The 1,918-nt window shown below is 41.6% G+C and carries 3 protein-coding genes; all 3 read right to left on the bottom strand.

All coding sequences use genetic code 11. The annotated features are described in order from the left end of the window. Positions 1-143: 143 nt before the first annotated feature. Entirely contained in the window at positions 144-1,298 is a 1,155-nt protein-coding gene (locus K8S15_04470; protein ID MCD4775290.1) for a 6-bladed beta-propeller, read from the bottom strand. Positions 1,299-1,479: 181 nt separating this feature from the next. Continuing rightward, positions 1,480-1,734 carry a type II toxin-antitoxin system RelE/ParE family toxin gene (locus tag K8S15_04465; protein MCD4775289.1) on the bottom strand — a complete coding sequence of 85 codons (255 nt, stop codon included), beginning with the start codon at positions 1,732-1,734 and terminating at the stop codon, positions 1,480-1,482. After that, the coding region (locus tag K8S15_04460; GenBank protein ID MCD4775288.1) for a ribbon-helix-helix domain-containing protein at positions 1,724-1,918 on the bottom strand (195 nt) is incomplete at its 5' end. The genes K8S15_04460 and K8S15_04465, both read right to left, overlap by 11 nt.

Raw genomic sequence — 1,918 nt, 5'->3', positions numbered from 1 at the left:
GTTGATATTCATCTGGTGCCGATTCTCCCATGGGCCAGCAGATCAATAAACGAACGTTTTGAATGAGCTGCTGTGATAGCGTGGCCTATAAATGGTAAAGTCAGCTCGATTCGATTGTTCTGAATCCTATCAATTTTTTCATCTTATTGATCCATACCTGGCAGATCACCAAAAAATACTTTGGGGTAATCTTCAGGGTTTCTATCAAAACAGATAAACCTATCATGTATTATTATTGTATTCCAGCTTTGGGAGCGTAGACCTGCATCCAGTGCTGCTGAAAACAAATGTGACCCGCTTAGATCATAAACATCAAAATATGGGGTTTGTGTAGTACCCTTTGATACCCACAAGCGATCCATGCTGTCAACAAACAAGCCACTGATTGCAAATTCATCGGGATTTGGATTCCAACCTATCGCACTGGCCGACAGTCCCTGGCTACTCATCCTCCTATCGATCTGTTCTATTTCTGCATTGATGTCTTCCTGAGTTCTTCTTTCTGGCTGGAAGTCCTCATCAATGTAGGTGAAGAGTTCTTCACCATCTCTGGACCATGATGTAAATGAGTAAACATCTGGTGAAATTTGAGAAGTAAACACATTACCGTTGACAGAAGCAGCAAACAGAACTGCATTATTGTCACTTGAATACATATCGTTAGGGTCGAATCGAGACAAGCTTGAGTAATAGGTTACAGATGGATCAGAATCCTCCATTGTCCATCTGCCTATAGCTTTGCCCATAGAAATGCGGTCTTCACTCTCATCTATCACTGATTTCAGAGCTATGATCTCCATTCCTTCGATCGCAACGAATGCTAGAGGAGATGAGGGATAGAAACCTGTTTGTTCTGATACATATTCGAAATTACTGTCATAGTTGATTAGTTTGTTGCCCATAAGGTCCGAGACCAGGAAGCCGCCTTCGGGTCTGGATGCTATGGCCGCTGGGTAGAGAAATTCTCCCGGCCCGCTCCCCCGCCGACCAATGTTTCTTATAAATTCTCCATCAGTGGTGAAAAGTGAGATGACTATTTTCTGCAGATCCAGAACGGCAATATTCCCATCAGTCGTTAATGTGGCGCTTGAGACCGCACCGAAAACATAGTTACTGTCACCCATATCAATGCCGATTGAATCAGAGATATGCAAATAACTATCTGCTATAGGGAAAACGTAATCCTCGATACCTGAACTAGTATGACTGTTCTCGATGACTTGTTCAGTCTCAGATTCTGTTGATCCACACGACAGCATCCAAAATAGTACAATAGAGAGCACAAGTATCAACTTCATTACAATCTCCTCTATGATCTATCGGAATACACTAAAGAATTCCCTGTACATTTCCAGAATACTTATTTTCAGCTCATTACTACCTACAACAAATCCGATTTAAGAACACTAAGGCTCAGTGGATTGCTGAACACCTAACCTTCACTCTTGCGGTAATTCCACTGCAGCCGTTCGTTCTCCCTTAATTTCTATAGGCTTCTTTCCGGTGACGGATTCGAGTAATTAGTATTGTGTTCTTAACGATCGAAAAAACGATTCTGTAGTTTCCGATGCGATATTTTCTCAATCCAGCATATTTGTCTTTAAGTTCTGGGAGGGAATCGGCCTTGTCCGGTAACTCAGCCGCTATTTTCTTCAGAATCCTATCAGCTTCTGGTTTGTCTATTTTCTTAAGATCCTTACTTACAGATTTCTTGAAAGTGATACTATAGGTCAATTTCGGATCGCATATCTTCTAGAGAAATTACAGAATCAGTTGGATCATGAAGTCGATCCATAGAAATCTGTAAATCAGCCTGATCATCCAGATAGGCCTCCAGTGCTTTCTGAATAAGAAAGGATTTGGATCGTTCAGATATCTTGGCAACTTCGCTTAATTCTGCTGCTAGTTTTTCAGGAAG

This window comes from Candidatus Aegiribacteria sp., assembly GCA_021108005.1.
GTDB lineage: Bacteria > Fermentibacterota > Fermentibacteria > Fermentibacterales > JCC-6 > Aegiribacteria.
This window is presented reverse-complemented; position numbering and strand designations above follow the sequence as displayed.